This is a genomic window from Dactylosporangium cerinum (assembly GCF_042653625.1).
In the GTDB taxonomy this organism is placed as follows: domain Bacteria; phylum Actinomycetota; class Actinomycetes; order Mycobacteriales; family Micromonosporaceae; genus Dactylosporangium; species Dactylosporangium cerinum.
This window is the reverse complement of sequence record NZ_JBHSIU010000050.1, coordinates 17,632-39,234: the sequence shown is the minus strand read 5'-3', so window position 1 is coordinate 39,234 and position 21,603 is coordinate 17,632. Positions and strand designations below refer to the sequence as shown.

Sequence of the window (21,603 nt, the reverse complement as noted above, 5' to 3'; positions counted from 1 at the left end):
TCAGCTCCCCTTCTGCGGCACGATCTGGAAGTACACGGCGGTGATGACGAAGTTCAGCGCGAACAGCAACATGAACGTGATGACCACGCTGTGGTTGACCGCGTCCCCGACGCCTTTCGGCCCGCCACGTGCCGTCATGCCCTTGTACGAGGCGACGAGCGCGGCGACCGCGCCGAAGCACAGCGCCTTGATCTCGCCGACGACCAGGTCCGGCAGCTGCCCCAGCGCCTGGAAGCTGGCCAGGTAGGCGCCCGGCGTGCCGCCCTGCATGACGACGTTGAAGAAGTAGCCGCCGGACACGCCCACCACGCTGACCAGGCCGTTGAGCAGGACCGCGACCAGCATCGTGGCCGCGATCCGGGGCGCGACGAGGCGGTGCAGCGGGTCGATGCCCAGCACCTCCATCGCGTCCAGCTCCTCGCGGATCTTCCGCGCCCCGAGGTCGGCGCAGATCGCCGAGCCGCCCGCGCCGGCGATGATGAGCGCGGTGACGATCGGGCCGGCCTCGCGAACCACCGCGAGCACTGACGCCGCGCCCGTGAACGACTGCGCGCCGAGCTGGCGGACCAGGGAGCCGAGCTGCAGCGCGATCACCGCGCCGAACGGGACCGAGACGAGTGCCGCCGGCAGGATCGACACCGAGCTGACGAACCAGGCCTGCTGCAGGAACTCGCGCACCTGGAACGGCCGTCGGCCGAGCCCCCGCAGCGCGTCGAGGCAGAACGCGAAGAACAGCCCGGACTGGCGCAGCGGCGCGGTCATCGGACCCGCCCCGGTTCGGTGTGGAAGGACCCCGGCGGAGGGGTGACGCCGTGCTCGAAGCACCATTCGCCGGGCGGTCGCTCGGCCCGGCGCGGCAGGCCGTCCGACGGCTGCAGTTGCGGCGGGATCGGCGGCAAGGGCGGGAGCTCGACACCGGCGTCGGCCTCGGCCTTGAGCTCGTCGGCGTCCTTCTCCTCGGCCATGCCGATCGGCCCGACCCGCTGTGCGTTGAGGAACTGCCGGACCACCGGCTCGGTGCTGGACAGCAGCATCTCGCGCGGGCCGAACATCGCCAGGTGGCCGTGGTAGATGAGCCCGATGTTGTCGGGCACCGTACGGGCCGTGTTGATGTCGTGCGTGACGATCAGGAACGTCGCGTCGATCTGCTGGTTGAGGTCGATGATCAGCTGGTTCAGGTAGGCGGTGCGCACCGGGTCAAGGCCCGAGTCCGGCTCGTCGAACAGGACGATCTCCGGATCGAGGACCAGCGCCCGGGCCAGGCCGGCGCGCTTGCGCATCCCGCCGGAGATCTCCCCGGGCAGCTTCCGCTCCGCGCCGATGAGGCCGACCATCTCCAGCTTCTCCGCGACGATCGCCCGGATCTCCCGCTCCGGCTTGCGGGTGTGCTCCCGCAGCGGAAACGCGACGTTGTCGTAGATGTTCATCGAGCCGAACAGCGCGCCGTCCTGGAACAGCACGCCGAAGAGCTTCCGTACCTCGTACAGCTCCCGCTCGCCGAGGCGGGTCAGGTCGTGCTCACCGATCCAGATTGCGCCTCGGTCCGGCTTGAGCAGGCCGACCAGCGTCTTGAGGAACACCGATTTGCCGGTACCGGACGGGCCGAGCAGGACCGAGATCTCGCCGGCGGGCAGGGTGAGGCTCACGTCGGACCACACCGGCTGGGCACCGAAGGACTTGGCCAGTGCCTCGACACGCACCTCGACGCCCATCCGGCCCTCCTGCCTGAACCCGTTGCCTGTGACATCGCGGCACGGGCGCCCGGCGTAACACCGCGGGCCGGAATTTTTCGCGACCGCCCGTCCGACTGGTGGGATCGGCCGCCGCCGGTTACCGTGCGGAAACCCCCCGGTAACGAAGGTGCGCACCCAACGCGATGACGGCAACGATCGAACCAGAGCTCGTGGACCGCGCCCTGCGGGCCGATCCGGACGCCATGGCGGCGCTGCTCGCCGGGCTGCGGCCCGGCATCGTCCGCTACTGCCGGGCCAGGCTCGGGCGGGTGGGCGGCGCGTACACGACCGCCGACGACATCGCGCAGGAGGTGTGCCTCGCGCTGCTGCGGGCGATGCCCAAGTACCGTGACCAGGGGCGGCCGTTCACCGCCTTCGTCTACGGGATCGCGGCGCACAAGGTGGCCGACGCGCAACGCGCCGCCGTCCGCGACGCCGGGACGGCCCCGGTCGACACGCTCGCTGACCGGCCCGACGCGGCGCCGGGCCCGGAGCAGCGGGCGCTCAGCACCGACCTGGCACGGCGCCTGTCCGGACTGCTGGCCCAGCTGCCCGAGCCGCAGCGGGAGATCGTCGTCCTGCGGGTGGCGGTGGGGCTGCCGGCCGACGAGGTCGGCGCGATCGTCGGCATGTCCGCGCCCGCGGTACGGGTCGCGCAGTCCCGCGCGCTGGCCCGCCTGCGTACGCTGGCAGGCGACACGTTGGGCGAGGTGGCGGCGTGAACGGGCCGGCGCGTGACCGCGCTGTCGAGCGGAGCGAGGTGACGTGGTGACGGAGCGCAGTGGCGAGCCGCCCGTCGACCTGGCCGAGATCCAGGCCGACGACGCACTGCTCGACGCCCTCGGCCGCGGCGAACCGGCACCGGACGACGACAAGTTCGCCGGCCTCCTGGCGGGCTGGAGGGCAGACCTCGGCACCGACCTACCCGCGGACCTCCCGTCCGGCATCCCGGTGCCGCTGCCAGCCCGCCGCCGCACCGGCGTCCGGAGGATGCTCGCCGGTGCCGTGGCGGCCGCTGTGCTCCTCGGTGGCGCGGCGCTCGGCGCCCGTCATTCGGGACCGGACAATCCACTCTGGCCGCTCACACGGGTGCTGTACCCGCAGCAGGCCAACGTCTTGGCGGTGGAGCACACGATCGCACTGGCCGGCGACGCGGCGGCGGCCGGACGCCACGACGACGCCCGCCGCCTACTCGACGTCGCCGCGACGGACGTGGAACGGATCGAAGACCCGGCAACGCGGCAGCGGCTGCAAAACCGGATCGAGGAAATCCGCCGCTCCCTGCCGACGGTGACCGGCCCGGCCGCACCCGCCAGCACGCCCCCCACGCCGGTCACCCCCTCGACCCTGGCGCCGTCGCCGGGCGTCACCACGCCGGGCCACACCCCCGGATCGGGCGGCGGGGACCCCACGACCGGTCCCGGTGCCCTCGTCCCCGACCTGCCGACACCGCAGGTGCCGCCGCTGCCCGGGCCGAGTCTGCCGCTGCCACCGCTGCCGTCGTCGTTGCTGCCCGGACTCACCGGCTGAACCGACCCCCCGGCGTCGTCGGCCGTTGCCGTATCCGGTGCCCTCGGATCGTCGTTCCTCCGGACCACATCGAAGGCTTCGTCCCTGTGGGTGCCGAAAATTCCATCCATGGGCTGTGACCTGCCGGTTCTCGATGCAGCTGAACGCCGTGACACCGCGTACGCCAGGATGATCCCATCGTGCTGCTGCGACTGCCCTACCTGGCGCTCACGAGCGTGTTCGCCTTCATCCGACTGCTGCCGAAGAGCGATGTGGACAAGAACGTCGAAATTCTTGCGCTGCGCCACCAACTCGCCATCCTGCAGCGCCAGATCGCCAAGCCCCAACTCACCCCACCCGATCGGGCGTTCCTCGCCGCCCTCCTACACCGGCTACCACGGCCGACACTGCGGCAACTGCACCTGATCCTCCCCCCGACACCGCCCTACGCCGGCACCGCAACCTCCTACGGCGTCACCACGCCAAGGCATCCCGCCCGAAACGGCCCGGCCGACCGCCCACCGTTCGCAGCATCCAGGCCCTCATCCTGCGCCTGGCCCGGGAAACCCGAGCTGGAGCCTACCGACGCATCCACCGCGAACAGGCCATGCCGGCAATCAAGATCGCCCCTTCCACGGTCTGGGAGATCCTTCACCGCAACGGGATCGAGCCCGCACCCCAGCGTGACCGCCAAACCTGGGCCACCTTCCTGCGCGGCCAAGCACACGCGATCCTCGCCGCCGACTTCTTCGAAACCCGAACCCTGACCGGAACACGGCTAGACGTCTTCGCCGCCATCGAACACGCCACCCGCCACGTCCGCGTCCTCGGCGCCACCGCCCACCCCACCGCGGTCTGGACCAGACAACCGGCCAGGAACCTGGTCCTGGACCTCCAGGACCCCGCCGCAACGGTGAAATATCTGATCCGCGATCGCGACAGCAAGTACACAGCCGCCTTCGACGCGGTCTTTAAAGACGAAGGCATCGCCATCGTGAAGACCGGGGTCCGCGTACCGCACACGAACGCGATCACGGAGCGGTGGGTGCGCTCATGCAGAGCCGAACTGCTCGACCGGACCTTGATCGTGACCCGGGCCCATCTTCTCTACGCGCTCCGCGAGTACGAGACCTTCTACAACCAACACCGATCCCACCGAGCGCTCCACGCCGCGGCACCCGTACGCCCGCTCCCCCAACCGATCACCGAACCTGACCGACTCGCCCACCTCGACATCCGACGACACGATCGACTCGGCGGCATCCTCCACGAATATCGACATGCCGCTCGACCTGCCCGGACGTATTTTTCGGCACCTACAGGCGCCGGACGCGCCGAACGCCGCTGTCGGCAACGCATTCCACGACACACCGGTCCGGGCCGCGAACAAGATCCCCTCCAACGCCGCCCGGTCCGAGGTCCGGGCCCGGCCCGGATAGCGGAACCGGCGCTGCCGCACCGGAATCAACGGCTCCAACCGCGACCACAGCTCATCCGTGAGCACCGCGTCAGACACCGCGCGAGTATCGATCACCCTGACCCGTCAGGCCATCAGACACGCCGACTCATTCTGAACTGATCTCTAAGGGCCGGGCCGGGCACTCAGTCGAGCGACGCGATGTTGTCCGCCTCTGCGGGGTCGGGGTCCTCGACGGCGAGAAACGCGGCGAGGACCTCAACCGCGACGTCGGGCGCGAGCCGCTTGAGGCTCATCGCGAGGACATTCGCGTCGTTCCAGAGCCGGGCGCCACGGGCGATCCACGGATCCCAGGCGAGCGCCGCCCGCCCGCCCGGCACCTTGTTGGCGGCGATCGCCGTGCCGGTGCCGGTCCAGCACATCACGACGCCGAGGTCCGCGCGGCCGTCGACGACGGCCCGGCCGACGGCGGTGCCGAGGTCCGGCCAGGGCGCGCCGGGCGCGGCGACGTCCAGCACCTCATGGTGCTCGGTGAGGTGCCGGACGACGGCCGCGGTGGTCTCGTTGGAGTCGTCTGCTGCGAACGCGATACGCACGCAACCAAACTACGGCCTAAGAACTCAGTTCAGAGGCGTGAGGCCGAAGCGGCGGACCACGTCGCCCACCAGGTGGCGACGGGAACGCCGTCGGGGTGCAGCAGCACGGCGCTCCGCGGACCGCGAGGTGGGTCGTCGAGCCGCACCGCGTCCTCGCCGTTGTGGACCACGAGGCCGACCATGGTCGACCCGCCGGAATACGGCTACCGAGCCGGCGTTTCACCTCGGCCGTGCTCGGTCAGCGGACGCGGTTGGCCCACGCCCAGTTCACTTTGAATCCGCCGACGACGTTGCCGTAGAAGTACGACCAGGTGTACGAGTCGACGTGTGGACCGATGCGATCGAACACGGCCTTGCACTCGTCGCGGCGGCCGGACAGGGCGTAGGCGAGCGCGAGCCAGTTCTCGCACGTGAGCGCCTTTGCATGGGTGGGTGGGCCGGGCGAACGCCACTTCGTCACGCACGCATCGAGTTCGCGCTGGACGTCGGGGCGCCGGAAGTAGTTCTGGCAGTCGACCAGCCCGCGCGCGCTGACCTTGCCCCAGGAATACTCCCGCATCGCGTACTCGAGATGGGCGAGCAGCGGCAGCATCGTGACACCAGTTCCGGCCGGGGCCTCGGACGCCGTCTCCCTGGCGGCGGCGAACATCGCGTCGTGGGAGCCGAACCACTTCTCGCAGAGAAACGTCACCGCGGTCGAGTTGACCTCGAAGGAGTACCTTTCACGCCGCCTTGCCTCGGCCAGAATCTCGCGGAATGCACCACGGCGACCGGCGTCGCCGAACATCGCGATCAACAGGATGTTGCACGGCACCGGGTCGTCGGGCGCAAGCGCGAGCGCGCGTTCCGCCTCGGCCCAGGTTTGCGTGGACAACTCGCCGAACGAGCGGAACTGTTCCTGCGACGTCCGCGCGGCCGGTGCAGTGCCTCGCGCCTTGCCGGCCCGCTCGCCGAGCGCGGCGGCGTGCACGGTCACCGCGATGGGGTCGTCCGGGGTCGCCGACAGCCACGCGTCGAGCCACTCACCGGCGTTGCCCGGCGCGGCCTCGGCCAGCGCCCAGATCCGGTGCCCACGACGTTCCCAGTCGGTGCCGGCCGCGGCGACGCCGTCGCGGGCGGCGGCCCAGTCACCGGCAACCGCGCGGTCACGCATCGAGCGGAGCTCGCGATCGTCGAGCGCCCGGTCGCGGTCGAGCACCGGCATGACGGGCGCTGGACCGCGCCTGAAGAGACGTCCGAACACGGGGAGAGCATACGGACCGCGCGATCGGCATCCCCGGCCACCCGGCTGAGCCGATCATGCGAACGCACCAGGCCGCGGCACACAGGGACGGTCGTCAACGCGCCTCAACCCGGGAGCGGTCCGGTCCGGAGGTCCTTGACCGAGCCGGTCAGGACGTCCTTGCCGGATGCCGCCGCCACGACACACCCGGTCCGCTCACCGTCGCGCGGCGTGGTCAGCCAGTGCGACCGCAGATCCTCTCAGGACGCCATCGGCGTAACGGCCGCAGGTGACCGCCATCGGCCGGTCCCCGCTCATCGTGCCCTGCAGGCTTCCGGTGTGCGGCGCGTCGGTGCCGTCGGAGTCGCTGACGACGATCAGCGCGCACGCCATCGACGTGAAAGTCCTTCCGCACGTAGTTGAGCAGGCGCAGCTCGATCCGGGCGTCCGCAAGCCGCCGCCAGCAGGTGGCACCCGACACGCCGAACGCCGCGGTCGGCAGTGCGTTCCACGTGACGCCGGTCCGGGCTGCGAACAGGATCCCTTCCAGCGCAGCCCGATCCGACGTCCGCGCCCGGCCCGGATACCGGAATCGCCGGCAGGTTGCCCGCCGCAGGGTAGGTCAGTGTTTTCGTGGACCCGTCGGCGTTGTACTCCATCGACGTGGTGTAGGAGCCGCTGGGCAGCCATGGCATGTTCAGGCTGGACGGGATGTCTGTAGTGATGCTCAGGGGTCGGTAGTCGTCGTCGTAGCTGGTGACGGTGCTGGTGAACGCGTCGGTGCCGTTGCTGCCGGAAACGTACCGGGTGGATGAGGTCAGCTGCCCCTTGGCCACCGTGTCATACGTCCACGAGGCCCGTTTGAACCCGCCGGTGCCGACCCGTCGTAGAGGCCGACGGCGCGGCCGAGCTCGTCGTACTTGAGGGTCGTGCTGTTGTTGCTGGGGCGGGTGTCGGTGACGGTGGTCGGTTGGCTGTTCGGCCCGGCGCTCGTTGGCGGCAACTTCGCCCGGGACGCGTTGACCGACCCGGCCGCGCGGGCCGCGGTGGCGAACTGGGCCCAGGTCGCCTGGGCCGGCCTGGACCGGCTGCGCCGCCACCAGCAGCGCCACCCGTTCGACCCGGTGCTGCAGGACCTCGTCGCGCACGCCGAGACGGCCCTCGCCGACGTCCCCCGGCCCCCGGACGCCGGGCCGGAGCTGCTGGTCTGTCCCTGGTTCCGGGTCGGTGACCAGATCGTCCGCACCGTCGTCATGGTCGCCCGGTTCGACGATCCGGCCGAGGCGACCCTGGACGAGCTGCGGGTCGAACTCATGTATCCGGCCGACGACACGGCCGAACGGTACTTCCGCGGCCAGGCCGCGGGAAACAATCTCGGCGGGGATGTCGAGAACGGCGGCGGCGGCTCCGACTGAGGCCCGACGCCCGGACGGCGGGCGCGGCGAAACGGAGGAAACCGGCATGAAGTACATGATCATGATGTTTGGTGGGCTCGGCGCATCGCTGGCCGACCGCGACCCCGACTGGATCATGCGGATGCAGACCACGATGATGCGGATGGACGCCGAGCTGCGTGCGTCCGGCGAGGTGGTCGAGAGCCGGCACCTGACCGACCCGACGCAGGCGACCACCGTGCGGTTCGTCGACGGTGCGCCGGCGGCGACGGACGGGCCGTTCGCCGAGATCAAGGAGTCCCTGGCCGGGTACTGGGTCATCGAGTGCACGCACGAGCGGGCGGTGGAGATCGCGGCGCAGGTGGTGGCGGTCACGGAGTATCCGATGGAGGTCCGCCGGGTCATGGACGAGCCACCCGCCCAGGACTGAGCCGCCGTGCCCGACGCGATCGAGGACCTGCTGCGCGGCCTCGCGCCGCAGGTCCTCGGCGTGCTCGTGCGCCGGCACGGGCAGTTCGACGCCTGCGAGGACGCGGTCCAGGAGGCGCTGCTCGCCGCCGCCGTGCAGTGGCCGGCCGGCGGAGTGCCGCAGCGGCCCAAGGCGTGGCTGTGCACCGTCGCCGGGCGGGCGCTGGTCGACCAGTGGCGCACCGACAGCGCCCGCCGCCGCCGGGAGGTCGCCGCCGCCCTCGACCCCGCCAGCGAGCCGCCCGAGCACCCGGACGACACGTTGACCGTGCTGCTGCTGTGCTGCCACCCGGCCCTGTCGCCGCCGTCGCAGCTCGCCCTCACGCTCCGGGCCGTCGGCGGGTTGACGACCGCGGAGGTCGCGGCGGCGTTCCTGGTGCCGGAGGCGACGATGGCGCAGCGGATCAGCCGGGCCAAGCAGCGCATCCGCGACGCCGGCGCGCGCTTCGAGCTCCCCGGCCCCGCCGAGCGCGCGGCCCGCCTCGGCGTGGTCGAGCACGTGCTGTATCTGATGTTCAACGAGGGGTACACCACGACCTCCGGGCCGGACCTGCAGCGCCCGGACCTGACCGCGGAGGCGATCCGCCTGGCCCGGCTGCTGCACCGTCTGCAGCCCGGCGACGGCGAGGCCGCTGGGCTGCTCGCCCTGATGCTGCTCACCGACGCCCGCCGCGCCGCCCGCACCGACCCCGACGGCATGATCGCGCCGCTCGCCGAACAGGACCGCCGCCGCTGGGACACCACGGCGATCGCCGAAGGACAGACGCTGCTGACCCGGACGCTCGGCGCGGGGCCGGTCGGGCAGTACCAGATCCAGGCCGCGATCGCCGCCGTCCACGACGAGGCGCCGACCGCCGCCGACACCGACTGGCCGCAGATCCTCGCCCTCTACGACGTCCTCGACCGCGTCGCCCCCGGCCCGGTCGTCACCCTCAGCCGCGCCGTCGCGGTCGCCGCGGTCCACGGCCCTGTCGCCGGCCTCGCCGCCCTCGGCACCCTGCACCACGACGGGCGCCTCAGCCACAGCCACCGCCTCGACGCCGTCCGCGGGCACCTGCTCGAGCTGGCCGGCGACCCGGCCGCCGCGCGGCAGTGCTACCTGCGGGCGGCGCGGACGACGGCGAGCCTGCCGGAGCAGCGGTACCTCACCCGCCGCGCGGCCCGCCTCCCGGGCCCTCCAGGATCGCCTTGAGCCGCGCCAGATCCTTCGCGTTGGCCCGGCACATCGCGGCCGCCAGCACCGGCGAGGTGACCCTGCCGAACCCGGCCGGCTCGCCTTATTTGCGCAGGATCATGCGGGTCCGGCCGGGATCGACCGGTTCCCAGGTGTCGGTCGTCTCCATCGGGAACGGGCCCTGCGCCGTACATATCACGAGCCGCTCCTCGGGCACCAGGTCGACGACCTCGTACGTGTAGGCGAGCCGCGGGCCGAGAAACCGGGCCACGAAGTCCATCGCCGACCCGACCTGCAGTGGTGGCTCGGTGCACCACTGGGGACTGGATGGAGTACCAGGCGGTGGCGTTGGACGGGTCACCGGCGAAGCCGGCGACCGTCACGCAGGGCCGGTCGATGACGATCTCGGTGCGCACGTCGACCGCTACGCGCCAATGTTACGCCTCCGCGGTGGCCAGGCCGGTCTGGAAGGCGGTGACGACCAGCTGCGCCCGGTCCCGGGCCCCGAGCTTGGTCATGGCGCGGCTGACGTGGGTGCGGGCGGTGGCCGGGCTGAGCGTCAGCGCGGCCGCAATCTCGTGGTTGCTCAAGCCTTGCCCGACGAGGGCGACGACCTCGCGTTCGCGGTGGGTCAGCACGGCGAGGCGTTCCTCGGCCCGCCGATGCCGGGTCCGGCCGGCCGTGAACTGGGCGATGAGCCGGCGGGTGACGCTCGGGGCCAGGAGGGCCTCGCCGTCGGCAACGACGCGGATGGCGTGCAGGAGCTCGGCGGGGCCGGCGTCTTTGAGCAGGAACCCGGCGGCACCGGCGGTGAGGGCGTCGTAGATGTTGGCATCGGTGTCGTATGTGGTGAGGATCAGCACCCGGACGGTCTCGAGGCCGGGCGTCGCGGCGATCTCGCGGGTGGCGGCGATGCCGTCGAGGCCCGGCATGCGGATGTCCATGAGCACCACCCGGGGCCGGTACGCGCGGGCCAGGTCGACCACGGCGGCGCCGTCGCCGGCCTCGCCGACGACCCGCAGGTCGGACTGCGCGTCTAACAGCATCCGAAACCCGCTCCGCACCAGAGCCTGATCGTCGGCGAGCACGACGGTGACCGGCTCGGTCACGACCGGGCGTCCACGGGCATCGGCAGCTCGGCCCGGACCTCGAACCCACCGTCGAGGCGCGGCCCGGCGCTCACGCGGCCGCCGAGCAGTTCGGCCCGCTCGTGCATCCCGTGCACGCCCCGCCCGTCGCCAGCGTCGCCCGGCCGGCCAGGACCGTCGTCGGTGATGGTCAGCCGCAACTGGTCGGCGTCGAAACGCACCCCGATCGTGACGGTGGCCGAGCCGGCGTGCCGGATGGCGTTCGTGATCGACTCCTGGACGATGCGGTAGGCGGCGTGATCGACCGCGGCGGGCAGGGCCCGGGCATCGCCGCCGACGTCCACCGCGACGTCGAGACCGGCGTCGCGGGCCAACGCCGCGAGCCGGTCGAGGTCGCCGAGACCCGGTGCGGGAGTGCGCGGCTCGTCGGCGCGCAGCACGCCGAGGATGGCGCGCAGCTCGCGCAGCGCCTGGGCGCTGGTCTGCTCGATCGTGGTCAGGGTGCCGCGGACCTGGTCCGGGTGGGTGTCGAGCAGGTGGGCGGTCACCCCGGCATGCACGTTGATCACGGCGAGAGCGTGGGCGACGGTGTCGTGCACATCCCGGGCGATCCGCAGCCGCTCGGCGTCGACGCGCTGCCGGGCCTCGGCCTCCCGGCCGCGTTCGGCCCGTTCGGCGCGGGCGAGAGCCTCCTCGGCGATCACCCGCCGGGTCCGGACGGACTCGCCGAGGGCGGAGGCCATCACCATGCCGCCGATGCGGAAGAACACCCAGCCGGCCGCGTTGAGCGGCGACAGGTCCGCGGTGGCCAGCCACAGCACGGTCAGCACGCAGGCGCCGCCGCCGATCACGGCGATCGACCGGCGGCCGTCGCCCAGACAGGTGACGGTGTACGCCGCGATGAACAACCCCACCCAGCCTGGGCCGTCGGGGAACCCGGCGACGTAGTAGACGACGCTGGCCAGCGCCAGGCCGGCGAACACGGCCCGCGGGTAGCGGCGCCGCACCGCCAACGCGAGACCGGTGCCGACCAGCAGGTACAGCGCGGCCCGGCCCGGCGGCGTCAGGCCGACCAGCACGGTACCGCGGACCTGGAAGTACGCCACGAACAGTGCCAGCAGCAGATCCTGCAGCCAGCCGGGCGGCCGCAACGCCAAAGGAATGCCGGCCATCACCCGATCGTATCGACGCCGTCGCCCGATCCGGATCGGCCGCAAGCACGACATGCCTACGTCCGCTGACGTATCCGGGCCGCCCGCAGCAGCCGTCCACTGCCGTATCCGCGGCCGATCCGGGGCCGACGACCACGACCCCCGCCCGGCGCCACGATCAGGGTCGATCAACGATCCGGAACGGGGGTACGGCGGTGCTGGCATGGTGGGGACGAGCCGTGGTCGGGCTGCGGTGGTGGCTGCTCGCCGCGGCGGCGGCGCTGGCGCTGGTCGGTGCGGGTTGGGGAACGGGGGTGTTCGGCGCGCTCAGCGGTGGCGGCTTCGACGCGCCGGGCAGCGAGTCGGCCCGCGCGGCCCAGCGCATCGCCGCCGAGTTCGGCCGCACCGACGCCGACATCGTCGTGCTCTACACCGCACCCCACGCCGTCGATGACCCGGCCGTGCAGGCCTCGATCGTCGCGGCCCTCGACGGGCTGCGCGGCCGGCCCGAGGTGGCCCGGGTCGTCGACTTCTACACCACCGGCGCGCCGCAGCTCGTCTCCGCCGACCGGCGCGCCACCTACGCCGCGATCACCCTGCGGGCCGGCACCGACGACGCCCGGCTGCGCGACTACCGCGCGCTGCGCCCCGCCCTGAACGTCCCGGGGCTCGACACGCAGGTCGGCGGCGCAGCCGCGCTGATGGACACCGCCGACACGCTCACCGAGCACGACATCGCCCGCGGCGAGGCCATCGCCATGCCGCTGCTCCTGCTCGTCCTGTTGGTGATCTTCCGCGGCGTGGTCGCGGCCGCCATGCCGCTGCTGGTCGGGGGCCTGGCGATCCTCGCCGCGCTCACGACCACCCGACTCATCGCGAGCCTGACCGACGTTTCGACGTTCGCGGTCAACGGCATCACGCTGCTCGGCCTGGGCATGGCCATCGACTACGCCCTGCTCATCGTCAGCCGCTTCCGCGAGGAGCTCGCCGCTGGCCACGACACCGCCGACGCCGTCGCGCGGACCATGGCCACCGCCGGACGCGCCGTCCTGGTCTCCGGCGCGATCATCGTGCACCGCCGACGCCGTCGCGCGGACCATGGCCACCGCCGGACGCGCCGTCCTGGTCTCCGGCGCGATCATCGTGCTCAGCCTGGCCAGCCTGCTGATCTTCCCGCAGATCTTCCTGCGCTCGATGGGCCTCGGCGGTTCCGCGGCCGTCCTCGGCGCCGCGCTCGGCGCCCTCACCGTCCTACCAGCCCTGCTGGCGATCCTCGGACCGCGGATCAACGCGCTGCGCATCCCGCTGCCCCGCACCCACGCCACGGCGCCGGGGCAGGGCTGGGCCCGGCTCGCGCACGCCGTCATGCGCCGCCCGGTCCGCACCCTGATCCCGGTCGTAGCCCTGCTCGCCGTGCTCACCCTGCCGTTCGCCCACGTCCGCTTCGGCGGGGCCGACGAACGGGTCCTGCCCGAGGGCACGCCCGCGCGGACCGTCGCCGAGCACGTCCACGCCGACTTTCCGCACGACATCCCGACCAGCCCGATCCGGGTGCTCCTCGACGGCGGCGGCGCCGACCAAGCCGACCGGCTCGCCGAGCGGATCCGAGCCCTGCCGTCGGTCACCGCCGTCCAGGTCACCGCCGTCCACGAGGGCCGGGCCGCGCTCATCACCGTCGGGTACACCGGAGAGGCGACCGGCGACGGCGCCTACGAGGCCGTCCGCGGCCTCCGCGCACTGCCCACCCCGCCCGGCACCACGACCCTGGTCGGCGGCGCGCCCGCCGTCGACCTCGACCTCGTCCACGACCTCGGGGCCCGGCTGCCGTGGCTGACCCTGGCCATGCTCGGCGTCACCACCGTCCTGCTGGCGGTCGCGTTCGGGTCCGTCGTGCTGCCGGTCAAGGCCGTCCTGATGAACCTCGTGTCGATCGGCGCCTCGTTCGGCGCCGTCGTCTGGGTGTTCCAAGACGGCCACCTGTCCGGCGTGCTGGGCTTCACGCCCACCGGGTACCTCGAGCCGAACCTGCCGGTGCTCATCTTCGCCGTCCTCTTCGGCCTGGCCACCGACTACGAGGTGTTCCTGCTCTCGCGGGTCCGCGAGGCATGGGACCACACCGGCGACAACCGCACCGCGGTCGCGGCCGGGCTGCAGCACACCGGCCGGATCATCACCGCCGCGGCGCTCCTGCTCGTCCTCGTCGTCGCCGGGTTCACCACCGGCCAGGTCGTCTTCGCCAAACTCATCGGCGTCGGCATGATCACCGCCGTCGTCATCGACGCGACCCTGGTCCGAACCCTGCTCGTCCCCGCCACCATGCGGCTGCTCGGCCGCTGGAACTGGTGGGCGCCACCACCCTTGGCCCGCCTGCACCGGCGGACCGGCCCGGACACCACCACGACCGCGCCGGCCACCGCGGCCGCGCCGCTCATCACGGAGGCCGCCCGATGACCGCCCGCACCGCCCTGCGCATCGCCCACGTCGTCGTCTCCGTCGGGGTCCTCGGCGCCGACCTGGCCCTGCTCACCCTCACCGCCGCCGGCCTGCACGGCACCGACCCCCACACCATCTACCCGGCCGCACACCGCATCGGGCTCTGGGCCGCCATCCCGCTTGCCGTCGCCGCCTTGACCACCGGCGCCGCCCTCGTCGCCGTCACCGGCCTCAAACCCTGGCACCACGGCTGGCTGGCCATCAAAACCGTCATCACCGTCACCCTCACCGGCCTGCTCATCGGCGTCCTCGTCCCCGGCCTCGGCCGCCTCGCCGCCGGCCAACCAGCCCACACCGGACAGATCCTCGACACCGTCGCCCCCGCCGTCGCGGCCAGCCTGCTCATCCTCAACGTCATCCTCGGCATCGCGCGACCCCGCCTCGCACGCCCGAAGCGCCCAACCCGCCCGGCACCCGCCTGACCTGCGAACGCCACGCCAACGTGGGCACCGCAATCAAACAGCTGGGCAAACACCACGAACACCTCGCCCAACGCCGGCGCACGCACCCGGCCCGTTCCTGCCCGTCGTGCACGTCACCGTCCCGCCCGCCGCCACCCCAAAAGTCCTCTCCGCAGAGTTCGGCCGGTTCCTCGGCCTGCCGCTGCCCCGCAGCCTCAACCAGGTCAACATCACCAACGCCGTCTGCGACCTGCTCTGCAAACTCGGCACCGACCCAGCCCGCTCCGCGACGGCAAGAGCCCGCCCGGCCATTGCCCATCTCCACCCGGCCATTGCCCGGAGAAGTGCTCATCTCCTACCTGCGGCGGCTCGCCGCGAACAACCGCATCACCGTCGCGATGCTCATCAACCACCTCGGCCGACGACGACAGCACCCCAACCAACGCGCCGGCGGCACACGCGGGGAACACCTCCTCAACGACGCCGCCCTCAACCGGCTCGCCATCTACAGCGGAACGCCCGCCACCGTACTGCGGCAAGCCACCCACACCCGCCCGCTCGGGACCGACGAGCCGACTCGGCCACCGACTGGACCACGCTCTATGGCGAGCGCCTCGCCCGGCCCTGCAGCCGCTGCGCCGCCACCCGCGGCGCCCCCCAACCGAGGCCACCGTCGCCCTCGCTGGTTGCTGGGCCGCCGTCGTACGTGCTGCGGACGAGCGAGGTCATGGGTTCCCTTGGGTCGATCCATTGATGGGTAGCTCGTCGTGTCGTGTTCTTGCGGTGGGATCGCCGCGCTGATTGGTAAGGCCAGGGTCGGCCGACGGCGGTCGTCTATTCGGGTTGGTTTGCGGTGATCCCGCCGGTGTGGAAGGTGGTGGTGACGCCGGTGTAGGCAAGGTGGAGGGTCATGCCGTCGGCGGCGTGTTCGAGGTTGTGGCAGTGCTCCATCCAGATGCCGGGGTTGTCGGCGCGGAAGCGGATGCGGTAGGTCTGGCCGGGGGCGACGTTGAGGGTGTCGACCCACCACGGGCTGCCGGTCGTGGGCCGGCCGTCGCGTTGCAGGACGAGGGCGTGGTGGCCGTGCAGGTGCATCGGGTGGTCCAGGCCGCTGCGGTTGATGATGGTCAGGTCGACGAGGTCACCGGCGGTGACCTGGAGGACTGGCGTGTCCGGGTAGAGGGCGTCGTTGAGGGTGTAGCCGACGACGAACCGGCCGTCGTAGAAGCGCAGCCGTTCGTCGATGCGCAGGGTGTAGTGCCGGTCCGGGGCACCGCCGGTCGGGACGGTTGTGGCGGTCAGTGTGCCGTAGGTGGCTGGGTCGAATTGGGCGGGTACGGCAACGGTGTGGGTGTCGGCACGTCCGTCGGGGCTGTAGACGATCCCGACAGTGCCGGCGCGCAGGACGACTGGGGTGGTGGGCATGGTGAAGATGAGGTCGGCGCGGGAGCCGCCGCCGAGCAGGATGCGGGTGCCGGGTAGGTCTGCGGGTTGGTGGATGTCGGTGCCGTCGATCGCGGCGACCCGCACGGTGGTGCCGGTGAGGGTGAAGGTGGCCGGGTCGGTCTCGGCGTTGATCAGCCGCAACCGGACTGGGCGGCCGGGGTCGACCTGGCGGGCCTGCAGACCGGCGTCGAGGCCGAGGGTGGTCACGCCCTCTTCGCTGCCCCACCGGTGCCGCAGGATCGCGTCGTCGACCGGCTGCACGGTGCCGGCATCGGGTTGAGGTTGGTCGCGTGGGGTGACGATGAACGCGCCGTACAGGCCGCGGCGGACCTGTTCGGAGGACTGCTGGTGGGAGTGGTACCAGTAGGTGCCGGCCTGGGCGGCGACGAACCGGTAGACGAAGGTGCCGCCGGGCGGGACGGCGTCCTGGGTGACACCGGCGACCCCGTCCATGGCGTTGGGTACGTCGACGCCGTGCCAGTGCACGGTGACACCGGCGTCAGGGAGTTCGTTGTGCAGGGTCACCTCGACCAGGTCGCCCTGGGTGACGCGGAGTTCCGGGCCCGGGATGGTGCCGTTGAACGTCCACGCCGACACCTGCTGGCCGGAGCTGAGCGGGATCGTGGCCGGCTGTGCCGTCAGCGTGAAATGGTGCACCACGGCCGACGGGTCCGGCCGGGTACCGGTCAACGCGGCCACGTCGACGGCGCCAAGCGATCCCGGTGACCCTGGAGACCCTGCAGACCCTGGTTGGTGGCCGCTGTGTCCGGTCACGGCCAGCTCTGGCGGCAGGGTACTGGCCTGAGCCGCGACGCTGATCCCGATCCCGATCGCTGCAGCGACCGCGACGACCCGGACCACGGTGCCGCGACGCCCCGGGGCCCGGAGCCGCCACCACCACAGCACCTCGGCGATGAGCGTCACGACGGCGGTGACGGTGACGATCCCGGCCAGGTCCGGGCTGACCAACTGGGCGTAGCTGGTAATGAACGCCACGGCGGTGGTGGCCCACACCGCGGCGACCGGCGACCGCCACCCCGGCACCTCGTGCGCGCCGGTAGGGGCGCTTGCACGTGGGACGGGCCGTACCCAGCCTGCGAGGAGGACCACGCAGACGACCGCGCAGCCGCCGGCGGCGGGCAGTCGGGAGGCTAGGAACACCCAGCCGAACCAGCCCAACGCCAGGGTGCACAACAGCCGGAGGATTGCCGTCGTGCCGAAGGCCACCACAGCGGTCCGGGCGGCGCTGCTGCCACGGGGCACAACGCTGCGCGGGCCGACTGCGGCCGCAGCGGTCAGCCCGAAGACCGGCAGCAGCAGCGCGAGGATCATGTCGGCGTAGTGCACGATCGAGTACAGGCCCACCCCGCCAGCCTAGACATCCATCCATGTCCACCGGTCTTGCACCCGAACCGACCGACCGCCGTTTTCGCCTGCCATGCACGGGGCCGGCGCCGCGACTGAACTGCTCACCTGCTGCCCGGGCGCCGGCGCCCCAGTGTCGTCAGAGGACTTGCATCCGGTACCCGAGTACAGGCTTACCGTCATGGAGACGGCGCCGGTGCGGCGCTGAACTGCCTGTCAAGGAGCCTGCCATGGCGTTCGCGATCCCTGATGCGTGCACCCTGCCCACCGTCGAGCGGCCGCTACGGCTGGCCGAGTTCGACGACCTGTTCGCCACCGCGGTGCGCCAGGTCGACGTGGTCAGCCCGACGCACGCGCGGATGCGGTTGACCGGCCCGGCCGGGCTGGAAGCGACGGTACGTGACCTGACGGCGCGGGAGGCCGCCTGCTGCTCTTTCTTCACCTTCACCTTCAGCGTCACCCCCGCCGAGGACGGTACGGCCGTGACCCTCGACGTGCAGGTCCCATCCCCCTACGCCGACGTCCTCGCGTCGCTCGCCGGGTGGGCCGGTGTGTCGGTGTTGCCGTCTCGTCGACGTTCGGTGACGGTGACGAAGCTGAAGGTGGGGTAGGCCATGTCGTTCGAGTCTAGTTCGGGATTGATGAAGTGTTTGCGGATGAACTCGCCGAGCAGGGACTCTGCTTCCCGTTTCTCGTCGGAGTTGCCTGTTTCGCGTCGCTGCTTGGTGTAGGCCTCGATTGCTGAGACCCGCAGTGCGATTCGCCGTCGGTCGAACTCGCGCCGCCGGTGGTTGTGTGATTCCAGTGATGCATATACGAAGAGCCCGAGGGCCGGCGTGAGTGTTGTCACCAGCGCGGTTTCGGATAGCGACAGGTATTTCGATATGGCGACGGCGCCGATTGACGCGATGATGAGAATGGCTACGGCGGTAATTCGCCATCGGTCGGCGATTCTGCTGTGGCGGTTGGCGTCTTGCGCGTATCTGCCAAAGAGTTCTGTTCCTTGCAGGAAGGTCGCGATTCGGGTGGCTTCTTCGCGGGCTTCCTTGATGCTTGCCAGGTCGGCTGCGACTTTGCCGGGCAGGTCGCTGGCGGCGCGTCGGTATTCGAGCTTGAGCACGTCGACTTGGCGGCGTAGCTCTTCGACTTCCTTCTGGAGCGTGCGTACGGTTCGGTTGTCGGGTTCCTCGTCGGTGCTCGGGTCCATCTCTAGCTCCTTGCCACGGGGAATTCGGACATCAGAGCGCGTCCGGCGAAGACCCAGGTGGTGAAGGCCATGGCGACGATGGCCGCCAGCATCAGCCAGGCGGCGCCGGAGGTGATGGGCACCTGCCGTGCGTAGAGCACCGCGTTGAGCGTGATCAGCGCGGCCGAGGCGGCGCCGACGGCAAGGGTCGAGCGTTCGAAGTTCAGAAGCGACTGTGGGGTGCGCCTGCTCTTGCTGTCGCTGGTGTCGGCGTAGAGCCAGGTCACCGGCTTGCGGACCACGATCACGGCGGTGAACGCCCACGCGGCGTAGACGAGCAGCGTCATCAGCCACACGTATTGTGGGTTGACCCCGACCAGTGGCTTGCCGTCGAATGGGCGCAGCAGGCCGAGCACGCCGTCGGCGGCGATCGTCGACACGGTGGTGATGATCGTCAGCAGGAACGCCTTGGCGTAGCGGAGCACGAGGCCGCGGAGGAACCGCTGGTGGCGGGCGATGGATGCTTCCATCTTCGCTGCTTCTTCCGGCAGGCTGCGAATGTGTGATGCGGTCTGGCGCAGCACGAACTCGCGAAGTTGCGCGGCGAGCATCTCTTCGTCGTCGTTCATCGAGTAGGCGGTGAGATCGCCTACCGATTTGGCCTCCTTCAGGATCCGTGCTCGCAGTCTGGCGGGACTCGGGACCAGCAGGTTCCTGACGTATTCGTTCTCGCGGGCGTCGTGCAGTTCGTCGATGCTGCTGAGCAGTGACGGCTCTGAGACCATGATTCCGGACAGGACGAACCGGGGGTAGATCCGGCTCTTGTTGTCGCGCCTGAACGTGCGGGCGGTGAAGTAGAACAGGATGAGGTCTCTGATCAGGAAGTACAGCGCCGCGAGCGGCAGCGTGATCGAGGCCAGGACGATGAGCAGCAGGAGCCAGCGTTGTACCGAGGCGGCCGGTGGTAGCCCAGGCGTTTCGTACAGCAGCACCAGTACGAGCAGGCCGGAGAACGTCCCGCCGATCAGCAGGGGCAGCAGGGTGAGTAGTCCGGCGCCGCTGATGAATGCGCCGGCGACGCGGTGCAGCGTCGATAGCCGGGTCTCGCCGCGCTGCAGGTATGCGCGATACTCGGCAAGATCGGATTGGTCCGGTCGCTGCTGCGCGGCTGTGTCCGTTGGAGGCGTCGGCGGCTCACCCGAGCGGTCGTCGCTGTGGTCATCGGCATTTACGTCCTGGACAGCGGTGGTGGACGCCATGAGCGCTCCAGTCGCACGGAGACAGTGATCAGCAACCATAGACGACCCGCGCAAGGATTGAATCGGCAAATGGGGTCGGCAGCGCCACCTGACGATACGGTGCAATCGATCTGGACGTCGGCCGTGTCCCGCCGGATGTCGATGCACGATCTTTCTGCCCCGGCCTCTACCCGGCACCGCCGGGTAGAGGCGGCAGACCAACTGGCTGCTAGCACATGCTCAATGCCGGCTCCGGGCAGCCCTTCGGGCGCCATGACCGGCGACGTCAATGCGGCAATACGGGGCCGCGGAAGGCGGTCGGCCTGCCTGAGTCGAACTCTGTCAGCACAGATCCGCGTGTAGATCATGTTTCGTGACGGGATCGGCTACACCATAAGAGGGATTCCGGTGACGGCGGCACCATCAGTCGAACAGGTCGCATTGGCTGCCGGGCAACGGCCCGTCCCGTTTGTGCGGCCAGCCTAGCGAGCGCGCCTGCCCGAGGCGGGCGGCCGCCGGATGGCCGAGCGTCTGACGAGACGATTTGCCAGCTTTGGTCGATTCCGTACATCGCCTGTGGGTGGCGGCGGCGAAAACTTCCAGTGGATCACGCACGTTCGGCTCTGGCTGATGCACTACATCTGGTGAGCGTGGTGTGCGACCCGGGCGGCATCGAGCTCATCCGATCAGATCTGAAGTTTGAAGGAGCTCTCTGATGTCGTCCTCACCGCCGTCCCCGTCTCCGCTTCCGATGCGTTGGATGTTGATTTTCGTGTCCGCAGCAGTGGTTGCGCTTCTCGTCGGCATGCTCACATTCGTGCAAACTGTAAGTTGGCCAACGACGCTGCTGGCGGCGCTCGGCTCAGCTGGGGCCGCGATCCGCCTGTTGCACCAGGTGCTGGGCAAGTAGTCGGCTGCAAGGGTCAACTTCAGGTACGGGAGCGGTCATGGATGACGAACGTATTGAAGCGGGCCTGGGTGGGGTCGGCGGCGTCGGAGCTTCCGGGTCGGCAGCCAGCCCTGAATCAGCTGATCTGCCATCGCTCGCTCCCGCGGCCGACCAGGCTGCGCGTGACGAGGAGTTCACATTATTTTATGTGCGCGAGATGCCTGCGCTGGTCGCGTTCCTCATCTGGCGCGGGATTGGACCGACACTTGCGGCAGATATCGCGCAGGACACGATGTTGGCCGCCTACCGGTCATGGAACAACCTGGATGCGCCTCGCGGGTGGGTACGGAAGGTTGCCCTACGCATGTGGGCAAAGCTGGCACCCCGCTACTACACCGAGCAGCCACATGAGCACCTGCCCGAGCCGAGCAGGGTGCTGTCCCAGAGCGAAGCAGCCGAACTTGTCCAACGACACGAAGTCCTCGCCCGCCTCGAGGCCCTCCCAGAGGCGCAGCGGGAAGTGATGGCCTTAGCGTTCGACGGCTACCAGCCCACAGAGATCGCCGGTCTGCTGGAAAAGAACCCTGGAACGGTGCGCTCACTGCTCCGCCAGGCACGCACCACCCTGCAGACCCAAGCGACAGCAACGGATGAGGGGATCAGATGAGCACCTCGCCGCCGATGCCGTCAGAGTCTCCGTACGCTGAGGAGCACGCTGCGTTAGTCGCCGACCTCGCCGCCACGCTGGATCTCCAGACTGGTCTAGAGCACATTATTGGCCGCCCAGTTCGGCGGACCCAGGAACAGTCCGTGACCGGTTCATCTCAGGCGTC

The 21,603-nt window shown here is 70.7% G+C and carries 22 protein-coding genes and 3 pseudogenes; 12 read left to right on the top strand and 13 right to left on the bottom strand.

Features of this window, described 5'->3' with window-relative positions:
- Window positions 1-762, bottom strand: coding sequence for an MlaE family ABC transporter permease (locus tag ACFPIJ_RS36560; RefSeq protein WP_344508909.1), 762 nt, complete (start codon window positions 760-762; stop codon window positions 1-3).
- Window positions 759-1,712 carry an ABC transporter ATP-binding protein gene (locus ACFPIJ_RS36555; RefSeq protein WP_380122249.1) on the bottom strand — a complete coding sequence of 318 codons (954 nt, stop codon included), beginning with the start codon at window positions 1,710-1,712 and terminating at the stop codon, window positions 759-761. Before ACFPIJ_RS36555 ends, ACFPIJ_RS36560 begins: the two co-directional genes overlap by 4 nt.
- A gap of 164 nt (window positions 1,713-1,876) precedes the next feature.
- Here ACFPIJ_RS36555 and shbA point away from each other — a divergent pair, with 164 nt between their 5' ends.
- The 3 genes and pseudogenes from shbA to ACFPIJ_RS36540 form a co-directional block, all read left to right on the top strand.
- Window positions 1,877-2,455, top strand: coding sequence for an RNA polymerase sigma factor ShbA (gene shbA, locus ACFPIJ_RS36550; protein WP_380122247.1), 579 nt, complete (start codon window positions 1,877-1,879; stop codon window positions 2,453-2,455).
- Between the two features lie 46 nt (window positions 2,456-2,501).
- Window positions 2,502-3,263 carry an anti-sigma-D factor RsdA gene (locus tag ACFPIJ_RS36545; protein WP_380122245.1) on the top strand — a complete coding sequence of 254 codons (762 nt, stop codon included), beginning with the start codon at window positions 2,502-2,504 and terminating at the stop codon, window positions 3,261-3,263.
- A 586-nt stretch (window positions 3,264-3,849) separates the two neighbouring features.
- Window positions 3,850-4,362: pseudogene (locus ACFPIJ_RS36540) on the top strand (transposase family protein); the annotation flags it as partial.
- Here ACFPIJ_RS36540 and ACFPIJ_RS36535 read toward each other — a convergent pair.
- The 5 genes and pseudogenes from ACFPIJ_RS36535 to ACFPIJ_RS36515 all read right to left on the bottom strand — a co-directional run.
- Window positions 4,294-4,701, bottom strand: coding sequence for a transposase (locus ACFPIJ_RS36535; RefSeq protein ID WP_380122291.1), 408 nt, complete (start codon window positions 4,699-4,701; stop codon window positions 4,294-4,296). The pseudogene ACFPIJ_RS36540 and the gene ACFPIJ_RS36535 sit on opposite strands and share 69 nt — an antisense overlap.
- A gap of 143 nt (window positions 4,702-4,844) precedes the next feature.
- Window positions 4,845-5,255 carry an RpiB/LacA/LacB family sugar-phosphate isomerase gene (locus tag ACFPIJ_RS36530; protein WP_380122243.1) on the bottom strand — a complete coding sequence of 137 codons (411 nt, stop codon included), beginning with the start codon at window positions 5,253-5,255 and terminating at the stop codon, window positions 4,845-4,847.
- Between the two features lie 29 nt (window positions 5,256-5,284).
- Entirely contained in the window at window positions 5,285-5,437 is a 153-nt protein-coding gene (locus tag ACFPIJ_RS36525) for a hypothetical protein (protein WP_380122242.1), read from the bottom strand.
- Window positions 5,438-5,493: 56 nt separating this feature from the next.
- Window positions 5,494-6,498 (bottom strand): hypothetical protein, encoded by a 1,005-nt coding sequence (locus ACFPIJ_RS36520; protein WP_380122240.1) that lies wholly within the window; start codon window positions 6,496-6,498, stop codon window positions 5,494-5,496.
- A 418-nt stretch (window positions 6,499-6,916) separates the two neighbouring features.
- Window positions 6,917-7,075: pseudogene (locus ACFPIJ_RS36515) on the bottom strand (transposase); the annotation flags it as partial.
- A 331-nt stretch (window positions 7,076-7,406) separates the two neighbouring features.
- Between ACFPIJ_RS36515 and ACFPIJ_RS36510 the strand changes: the two are divergent.
- The 3 genes from ACFPIJ_RS36510 to ACFPIJ_RS36500 are packed head-to-tail and all read left to right on the top strand — an operon-like array spanning window position 7,407 to window position 9,531.
- Window positions 7,407-7,892 carry an MmyB family transcriptional regulator gene (locus ACFPIJ_RS36510; protein ID WP_380122238.1) on the top strand — a complete coding sequence of 162 codons (486 nt, stop codon included), beginning with the start codon at window positions 7,407-7,409 and terminating at the stop codon, window positions 7,890-7,892.
- 46 nt (window positions 7,893-7,938) lie between these two features.
- Window positions 7,939-8,301 carry a YciI family protein gene (locus ACFPIJ_RS36505; protein WP_380122236.1) on the top strand — a complete coding sequence of 121 codons (363 nt, stop codon included), beginning with the start codon at window positions 7,939-7,941 and terminating at the stop codon, window positions 8,299-8,301.
- A gap of 6 nt (window positions 8,302-8,307) precedes the next feature.
- Window positions 8,308-9,531: an RNA polymerase sigma factor gene (locus ACFPIJ_RS36500; protein WP_380122234.1), complete on the top strand. Its 1,224-nt coding sequence runs from the start codon at window positions 8,308-8,310 to the stop codon at window positions 9,529-9,531.
- Between the two features lie 85 nt (window positions 9,532-9,616).
- On the opposite strand, the gene ACFPIJ_RS36495 is transcribed toward ACFPIJ_RS36500, so the two are convergent.
- The 3 genes from ACFPIJ_RS36495 to ACFPIJ_RS36485 all read right to left on the bottom strand — a co-directional run bounded on the left by ACFPIJ_RS36495 (window position 9,617) and on the right by ACFPIJ_RS36485 (window position 11,773).
- Window positions 9,617-9,793 carry an SRPBCC family protein gene (locus ACFPIJ_RS36495; protein WP_380122232.1) on the bottom strand — a complete coding sequence of 59 codons (177 nt, stop codon included), beginning with the start codon at window positions 9,791-9,793 and terminating at the stop codon, window positions 9,617-9,619.
- A 157-nt stretch (window positions 9,794-9,950) separates the two neighbouring features.
- Window positions 9,951-10,622, bottom strand: coding sequence for a response regulator transcription factor (locus ACFPIJ_RS36490; protein WP_380122230.1), 672 nt, complete (start codon window positions 10,620-10,622; stop codon window positions 9,951-9,953).
- A complete protein-coding gene (locus ACFPIJ_RS36485) occupies window positions 10,619-11,773 on the bottom strand; it encodes a sensor histidine kinase (RefSeq protein ID WP_380122228.1) in 1,155 nt (384 codons plus the stop codon). Before ACFPIJ_RS36485 ends, ACFPIJ_RS36490 begins: the two co-directional genes overlap by 4 nt.
- Here ACFPIJ_RS36485 and ACFPIJ_RS36480 point away from each other — a divergent pair.
- The 3 genes and pseudogenes from ACFPIJ_RS36480 to ACFPIJ_RS36470 form a co-directional block, all read left to right on the top strand.
- Window positions 11,713-12,765 (top strand): annotated as a pseudogene (locus ACFPIJ_RS36480) (MMPL family transporter); the annotation flags it as partial. The gene ACFPIJ_RS36485 and the pseudogene ACFPIJ_RS36480 overlap by 61 nt on opposite strands.
- An 85-nt stretch (window positions 12,766-12,850) precedes the next feature.
- Entirely contained in the window at window positions 12,851-14,203 is a 1,353-nt protein-coding gene (locus ACFPIJ_RS36475; RefSeq protein WP_380122226.1) for an MMPL family transporter, read from the top strand.
- Window positions 14,200-14,667, top strand: a complete 468-nt coding sequence (locus ACFPIJ_RS36470) for a hypothetical protein (protein ID WP_380122293.1) — start codon at window positions 14,200-14,202, stop codon at window positions 14,665-14,667. Before ACFPIJ_RS36475 ends, ACFPIJ_RS36470 begins: the two co-directional genes overlap by 4 nt.
- Window positions 14,668-15,480: 813 nt before the next feature.
- Here the strand turns inward: ACFPIJ_RS36470 and ACFPIJ_RS36465 are convergent.
- Window positions 15,481-17,457, bottom strand: a complete 1,977-nt coding sequence (locus ACFPIJ_RS36465; RefSeq protein ID WP_380122224.1) for a multicopper oxidase family protein — start codon at window positions 17,455-17,457, stop codon at window positions 15,481-15,483.
- Window positions 17,458-17,687: 230 nt separating this feature from the next.
- Here ACFPIJ_RS36465 and ACFPIJ_RS36460 point away from each other — a divergent pair, with 230 nt between their 5' ends.
- The gene (locus tag ACFPIJ_RS36460) at window positions 17,688-18,068 is read left to right on the top strand and encodes a hypothetical protein (RefSeq protein WP_380122222.1); all 381 of its coding nucleotides are present in this window, start codon (window positions 17,688-17,690) and stop codon (window positions 18,066-18,068) included.
- Here the strand turns inward: ACFPIJ_RS36460 and ACFPIJ_RS36455 are convergent.
- Together ACFPIJ_RS36455 and ACFPIJ_RS36450 are read right to left on the bottom strand one after the other, a co-directional pair.
- Window positions 17,969-18,664: a hypothetical protein gene (locus ACFPIJ_RS36455; protein WP_380122220.1), complete on the bottom strand. Its 696-nt coding sequence runs from the start codon at window positions 18,662-18,664 to the stop codon at window positions 17,969-17,971. The two genes, ACFPIJ_RS36460 and ACFPIJ_RS36455, sit on opposite strands and share 100 nt — an antisense overlap.
- Before the next feature lie 2 nt (window positions 18,665-18,666).
- Window positions 18,667-19,902, bottom strand: a complete 1,236-nt coding sequence (locus ACFPIJ_RS36450) for a hypothetical protein (RefSeq protein ID WP_380122219.1) — start codon at window positions 19,900-19,902, stop codon at window positions 18,667-18,669.
- 739 nt (window positions 19,903-20,641) lie between these two features.
- On the opposite strand from ACFPIJ_RS36450, the gene ACFPIJ_RS36445 reads away from it, so the two are divergent.
- Window positions 20,642-20,791 carry a hypothetical protein gene (locus ACFPIJ_RS36445; protein ID WP_380122217.1) on the top strand — a complete coding sequence of 50 codons (150 nt, stop codon included), beginning with the start codon at window positions 20,642-20,644 and terminating at the stop codon, window positions 20,789-20,791.
- Between the two features lie 37 nt (window positions 20,792-20,828).
- Window positions 20,829-21,437, top strand: a complete 609-nt coding sequence (locus ACFPIJ_RS36440; protein WP_380122215.1) for an RNA polymerase sigma factor — start codon at window positions 20,829-20,831, stop codon at window positions 21,435-21,437.
- The last annotated feature ends 166 nt before the right edge of the window (window positions 21,438-21,603 follow it).

Bases quoted from the DNA above. Each gene is read 5' to 3' on its own strand.
- ACFPIJ_RS36525 (WP_380122242.1), bottom strand. From the start codon at position 5,437: ATGGTCGGCCTCGTGGTCCACAACGGCGAGGACGCGGTGCGGCTCGAC.
- shbA (WP_380122247.1), top strand. From the start codon at position 1,877: ATGACGGCAACGATCGAACCAGAGCTCGTGGACCGCGCCCTGCGGGCC.
- ACFPIJ_RS36505 (WP_380122236.1), top strand. From the start codon at position 7,939: ATGAAGTACATGATCATGATGTTTGGTGGGCTCGGCGCATCGCTGGCC.
- ACFPIJ_RS36485 (WP_380122228.1), bottom strand. From the start codon at position 11,773: ATGGCCGGCATTCCTTTGGCGTTGCGGCCGCCCGGCTGGCTGCAGGAT.
- ACFPIJ_RS36455 (WP_380122220.1), bottom strand. From the start codon at position 18,664: ATGGACCCGAGCACCGACGAGGAACCCGACAACCGAACCGTACGCACG.
- ACFPIJ_RS36475 (WP_380122226.1), top strand. From the start codon at position 12,851: ATGGCCACCGCCGGACGCGCCGTCCTGGTCTCCGGCGCGATCATCGTG.
- ACFPIJ_RS36560 (WP_344508909.1), bottom strand. From the start codon at position 762: ATGACCGCGCCGCTGCGCCAGTCCGGGCTGTTCTTCGCGTTCTGCCTC.
- ACFPIJ_RS36495 (WP_380122232.1), bottom strand. From the start codon at position 9,793: ATGGACTTCGTGGCCCGGTTTCTCGGCCCGCGGCTCGCCTACACGTAC.
- ACFPIJ_RS36470 (WP_380122293.1), top strand. From the start codon at position 14,200: ATGACCGCCCGCACCGCCCTGCGCATCGCCCACGTCGTCGTCTCCGTC.
- ACFPIJ_RS36445 (WP_380122217.1), top strand. From the start codon at position 20,642: ATGTTGATTTTCGTGTCCGCAGCAGTGGTTGCGCTTCTCGTCGGCATG.
- ACFPIJ_RS36460 (WP_380122222.1), top strand. From the start codon at position 17,688: ATGGCGTTCGCGATCCCTGATGCGTGCACCCTGCCCACCGTCGAGCGG.
- ACFPIJ_RS36555 (WP_380122249.1), bottom strand. From the start codon at position 1,712: ATGGGCGTCGAGGTGCGTGTCGAGGCACTGGCCAAGTCCTTCGGTGCC.
- ACFPIJ_RS36450 (WP_380122219.1), bottom strand. From the start codon at position 19,902: ATGGCGTCCACCACCGCTGTCCAGGACGTAAATGCCGATGACCACAGC.
- ACFPIJ_RS36440 (WP_380122215.1), top strand. From the start codon at position 20,829: ATGGATGACGAACGTATTGAAGCGGGCCTGGGTGGGGTCGGCGGCGTC.